Genomic DNA, 6,261 nt, shown 5'->3' on the forward strand with positions numbered 1-6,261 from the left:
GATGCAGGGCTGTGATGCAGGTCGCATGGGTTGTGGTTTGCGGACTCGGCGGGGCATGTGTAAAGTTCTATCTCGTGCTCAAGGGCGCACAGCGGAAAGCCACGGCGGACCGATGAAGACCCGGATTTGATAACCACATAGCTTTTCTCACACAGGATCTGTTCCTGGACTGCGGTTGGCCGGTCTCTTATGGCTGCTGATCGGTGTCGGGCAGGTCTTCTAGGTGGGGGTTCGAGACTACGGTTTTTCTGGTGTTCACATGGTGTTGACCTTGAGTTGACGCCGAGGAAGATCAGGACGTAGAGTTGAGAACCGCGCAGACGACGAGTTCGAGTCGGCCACACAGTAAGTATTCGCTGGTGGGTGATTCACTTCGAGTCGGGTCAAGACGGTGGGAACGCCGAATTGACGATGCGGAAGCTTGTTGGTAAGCTTACAAAGTTGCTTCGGAGCGATTCAGAGAAAAACTTCTGATGGTGCCGGTAGCGGTTGTTGTTTGAGAACTCAATAGTGTGCCAAGTTTGTTGATACCAAATTATTTATTTGGTTATAACAGTGACATTATCACCCCCGTGATAGTGATCGCAAATTTAGCCAAGGATTCATTAACTGGTGTCCGTGGTTGATGATGAGCGGATCGTGAGGGCCTTGTTTTTCTGGCAGGGTCTGGTCTGTTTGTTGTTGATTGTGGATGCTTTCTCTTATTAATTTTTTAATGGAGAGTTTGATCCTGGCTCAGGATGAACGCTGGCGGCGTGCTTAACACATGCAAGTCGAACGATGAAGACCGTGCTTGCACGGTCGGATTAGTGGCGAACGGGTGAGTATCACGTGAGTAACCTTCCCTTGACTCTGGGATAAGCCCGGGAAACTGGGTCTAATACCGGATACGACCAGTCCTCGCATGGGGTGCTGGTGGAAAGATTTATCGGTCTTGGATGGACTCGCGGCCTATCAGCTTGTTGGTGAGGTAATGGCTCACCAAGGCGATGACGGGTAGCCGGCCTGAGAGGGTGACCGGCCACACTGGGACTGAGACACGGCCCAGACTCCTACGGGAGGCAGCAGTGGGGAATATTGCACAATGGGCGAAAGCCTGATGCAGCGACGCCGCGTGCGGGATGACGGCCTTCGGGTTGTAAACCGCTTTCAGCAGGGAAGAAGCGAAAGTGACGGTACCTGCAGAAGAAGCGCCGGCTAACTACGTGCCAGCAGCCGCGGTAATACGTAGGGCGCGAGCGTTATCCGGAATTATTGGGCGTAAAGAGCTCGTAGGCGGTTTGTCACGTCTGCTGTGAAAGCCCGAGGCTCAACCTCGGGTGTGCAGTGGGTACGGGCAGACTAGAGTGCAGTAGGGGAGACTGGAATTCCTGGTGTAGCGGTGAAATGCGCAGATATCAGGAGGAACACCGATGGCGAAGGCAGGTCTCTGGGCTGTTACTGACGCTGAGGAGCGAAAGCATGGGGAGCGAACAGGATTAGATACCCTGGTAGTCCATGCCGTAAACGTTGGGCACTAGGTGTGGGGAACATTCCACGTTTTCCGCGCCGTAGCTAACGCATTAAGTGCCCCGCCTGGGGAGTACGGCCGCAAGGCTAAAACTCAAAGGAATTGACGGGGGCCCGCACAAGCGGCGGAGCATGCGGATTAATTCGATGCAACGCGAAGAACCTTACCAAGGCTTGACATGGACCGGATCGCTGCAGAGATGCAGTTTCCCTTCGGGGTCGGTTCACAGGTGGTGCATGGTTGTCGTCAGCTCGTGTCGTGAGATGTTGGGTTAAGTCCCGCAACGAGCGCAACCCCTATCCTATGTTGCCAGCACGTTATGGTGGGGACTCATGGGAGACTGCCGGGGTCAACTCGGAGGAAGGTGGGGACGACGTCAAATCATCATGCCCCTTATGTCTTGGGCTTCACGCATGCTACAATGGCCGGTACAATGGGTTGCGATACTGTGAGGTGGAGCTAATCCCTAAAAGCCGGTCTCAGTTCGGATCGAAGTCTGCAACTCGACTTCGTGAAGTTGGAGTCGCTAGTAATCGCAGATCAGCAACGCTGCGGTGAATACGTTCCCGGGCCTTGTACACACCGCCCGTCAAGTCACGAAAGTGGGTAACACCCGAAGCCGGTGGCCTAACCCTTGTGGGGGGAGCCGTCGAAGGTGGGACTCGCGATTGGGACTAAGTCGTAACAAGGTAGCCGTACCGGAAGGTGCGGCTGGATCACCTCCTTTCTAAGGAGCAGGACCCGAGTCGGGTCCGCCACTTCATGTCGCCGTTCGTGTGACTGGTGGTTTGCTCAAGGGTGGAATATCAACGAATCGTCATCACGGTCTTGGCACTGGTTTCTCCGGTACGCCTGTCGCTCACACTTTGTGTGGGGTCACGATGGGTCGGAAAGAGGACTGGTGCTTTTTGAGCGTGGTGCTTGGCACACTGTTGGGTCCTGAGACAACAATGGTTGTTTCAAGATCTGGCCCTCGGCTTCAGGTAGCCGGCCTGCTTTATGCGGGTTGGTGATGGTGGTGGGGGTTGTTGTTTGGGAACTGCATAGTGGACGCGAGCATCTTTGTTCTTTTGAACAAAATACTCGAATCATGCTGGTCGCACCTTTGGTGCGGCTGGTGTTTTTTGTGTCAATTTTTAGTCGAGCACTTATTTGTGAGTGTCATCGCAGCTACTGTGATGGCGGTCGTAAGTGTTTTAGGGCGCATGGTGAATGCCTTGGTAGTAGGAGCCGATGAAGGACGTGGGAATCTGCGATAAGCCTGGTGGAGCTGATAACCGAGCGTTGATACCAGGATTTCCGAATGGGGAAACCCCGCATGCTGTGATGGTGTGTGACCACCGGTTGAATGTATAGACCGGTTGGAGGGAACGTCGGGAAGTGAAACATCTCAGTACCGACAGGAAGAGAAAACAATGTAGTGATTCTGTGAGTAGTGGCGAGCGAAAGCGGATGGGGCTAAACCGGCTGCGTGTGATACCTGGTAGGGGTTGCGTGGTCGGGGTTGTGGGACATTTCGTGGAGGATCTACCAGTCCTCCGGGTTGAGGTGCGGGCGTATAGACGAAGAAGGTTGAGTCCTTCGCCGTAGAGGGTGTGAGTCCCGTAGTCGTAATGCGTTCCGCCGGCCTGTGAGTGTATCCCGAGTAGCACGAGGCTCGAGGAATCTTGTGTGAATCAGCCAGGACCACCTGGTAAGCCTAAATACTACCTACTAACCGATAGTGAATCAGTACCGTGAGGGAATGGTGAAAAGTACCCCGGGAGGGGAGTGAAATAGTACCTGAAACCATGTGCCTACAATCCGTCAAAGCATCCTATAGGGGTGTGATGGCGTGCCTTTTGAAGAATGAGCCTGCGAGTTAGTGCTCAGTGGCGAGGTTAACCCGTGTGGGGAAGCCGTAGCGAAAGCGAGTCTGAATAGGGCGTTTGAGTCGCTGGGTCTAGACCCGAAGCGGAGTGATCTACCCATGGCCAGGTTGAAGCGCGTGTAAGAGCGCGTGGAGGACCGAACCCACCTAGGTTGAAAACTGGGGGGATGAGCTGTGGGTAGGGGTGAAAGGCCAATCAAACTCCGTGATAGCTGGTTCTCCCCGAAATGCATTTAGGTGCAGCGTTGCGTGTTTCTTGCCGGAGGTAGAGCTACTGGATGGCCGATGGGCCCTACAAGGTTACTGACGTCAGCTAAACTCCGAATGCCGGTCAAGTGAGAGCGCAGCAGTGAGACTGTGGGGGATAAGCTTCATGGTCGAGAGGGAAACAGCCCAGACCACCAGTTAAGGTCCCTAAGCGTGTGCTAAGTGGGAAAGGATGTGGAGTTGCTTAGACAACCAGGAGGTTGGCTTAGAAGCAGCCACCCTTGAAAGAGTGCGTAATAGCTCACTGGTCAAGTGATTCCGCGCCGACAATTTAGCGGGGCTCAAGCACACCACCGAAACTGTGGCATTTAGTCCCTTGCGGACTGGATGGGTAGGGGAGCGTCGAACACTGCGGTGAAGCAGCAGCGTAAGCTCGTCTGTGGAGTGTGTTCGAGTGAGAATGCAGGCATGAGTAGCGAAAGACACGTGAGAAACGTGTCCGCCGAATGACTAAGGGTTCCAGGGTCAAGCTAATCTGCCCTGGGTTAGTCGGGACCTAAGGCGAGGCCGACAGGCGTAGTCGATGGATAACGGGTTGATATTCCCGTACCGGTATAAGACCGCCCATGGTGAACTGGTGATACTAACTGCCCGAATCGTGCTAGAGCGTGCCCCTTGTGGGTACGACGTGTACGAGGAGCGCAGGACCTGAACCGGGGAGCCAAGCGTATTAACAGGTGTGACGCAGGAAGGTAGCTGAGCCCAGCGATGGTTGTCTGGGTCTAAGAGTGTAGCCCGAGTCCTAGGCAAATCCGGGACTCGTTATATGGGTGAGACTTGATGGGACTCCACTTTGTGGGGGATTCAGTGATCCTATGCTGCCAAGAAAAGCATCGACGCGAGGGCTTGTACCGCCCGTACCCATAACCGACACAGGTGGTCAGGTAGAGAATACTAAGGCGATCGAGAGAACCACGGTTAAGGAACTCGGCAAAATACCCCCGTAACTTCGGGAGAAGGGGGACCACCCTGGTGATCCAGGCTTGCTTTGGTGAGCTGGTGGTGGTCGCAGAGACCAGGGGGAAGCGACTGTTTACTAAAAACACAGGTCCGTGCGAAGTCGTAAGACGATGTATACGGACTGACTCCTGCCCGGTGCTGGAAGGTTAAGAGGAAGGGTTAGTCCTTATGGCGAAGCTCTGAATTTAAGCCCCAGTAAACGGCGGTGGTAACTATAACCATCCTAAGGTAGCGAAATTCCTTGTCGGGTAAGTTCCGACCTGCACGAATGGAGTAACGACTTCCCCGCTGTCTCAACCGTGGACTCGGCGAAATTGCACTACGAGTAAAGATGCTCGTTACGCGCAGCAGGACGGAAAGACCCCGAGACCTTTACTATAGCTTGGTATTGGTGTTTGACATCACTTGTGTAGGATAGGTGGGAGACTGTGAAGCGGCCACGCTAGTGGTTGTGGAGTCATCGTTGAAATACCACTCTGGTGTTGTTAGGCATCTAACTTCGGGCCCTGATCGGGTCCAGGGACAGTGCCTGGTGGGTAGTTTAACTGGGGCGGTTGCCTCCTAAAGAGTAACGGAGGCGCCCAAAGGTTCCCTCAGCCTGGTTGGCAATCAGGTGTCGAGTGTAAGTGCACAAGGGAGCTTGACTGTGAGAGCGGCAGCTCGAGCAGGAACGAAAGTTGGGACTAGTGATCCGGCGTCACCGTGTGGAAGGGACGTCGCTCAACGGATAAAAGGTACCTCGGGGATAACAGGCTGATCCTGCCCAAGAGTCCATATCGACGGCATGGTTTGGCACCTCGATGTCGGCTCGTCGCATCCTGGGGCTGGAGTTGGTCCCAAGGGTTGGGCTGTTCGCCCATTAAAGCGGTACGCGAGCTGGGTTTAGAACGTCGTGAGACAGTTCGGTCCCTATCCGCTGCGCGCGCAGGAGATTTGAGAAGGTCTGTCCTTAGTACGAGAGGACCGGGACGGACGAACCTCTGGTGTGTCAGTTGTACTGCCAAGTGCACCGCTGATTAGCTACGTTCGGGATGGATAACCGCTGAAAGCATCTAAGTGGGAAGCCGGCTTCAAGATAAGATCTCCGTCACCTTCGGGTGTGAAGGCTCCCAGCTAGACTACTGGGTTGATAGGCCAGATGTGGAAGCGCAGCAATGCGTGAAGCTGACTGGTACTAATAAGCCGATCACTTACACCACACTCATAAAAGTGTGCTCGATGAGTGTCAATTGAACAATTGCGTGTTTGCGTCCACTAGGCGGTTCTCTGCCAACAACCCCACAACACCCGTGGACCCCCCTTATTTCGGGGTGGTGCTGGTGGTGGTGTGGGTCAGAGTCAGTAGTAGTTGAATAGTGTTGTTGTGAGTTTAGGTTTACAACGTCCTGGTACCCCTCCACAGGTACACCCACCCCGGTTTGTTTGGGGGTGTGTGTGGTGTGGTGGTGTGGGAAGGGGTGTTGTTCTAGAGTTACGGCGGTCATAGCGTGGGGGAAACGCCCGGTCCCATCCCGAACCCGGAAGCTAAGGCCCACTGCGCCGATGGTACTGCACACTGGAGTGTGTGGGAGAGTAGGTCGCCGCCGGACACTTTTTGTATGGAGGGTTCAAGCCCGGTCCCCTGTGGGGGACCGGGCTTGACCTGTATCCAGGG

At 54.6% G+C, this 6,261-nt stretch carries 3 rRNA genes; all 3 read left to right on the top strand.

The annotated features are described in order from the left end of the window. The first annotated feature begins 712 nt into the window (after nt 1-712). Nucleotides 713-2,237, top strand: a 16S ribosomal RNA gene (locus ACHAA4_RS15345). A gap of 458 nt (nt 2,238-2,695) precedes the next feature. Further along, nucleotides 2,696-5,805: ribosomal RNA gene (locus ACHAA4_RS15350) — 23S ribosomal RNA — on the top strand. Nucleotides 5,806-6,079: 274 nt separating this feature from the next. Continuing rightward, nucleotides 6,080-6,196, top strand: a 5S ribosomal RNA gene (gene rrf, locus ACHAA4_RS15355). The 16S, 23S and 5S rRNA genes sit together here, the layout of an rRNA operon. Nucleotides 6,197-6,261 lie beyond the last annotated feature (65 nt).

This window comes from Nesterenkonia maliinae, from assembly GCF_051262655.1.
GTDB lineage: Bacteria > Actinomycetota > Actinomycetes > Actinomycetales > Micrococcaceae > Nesterenkonia.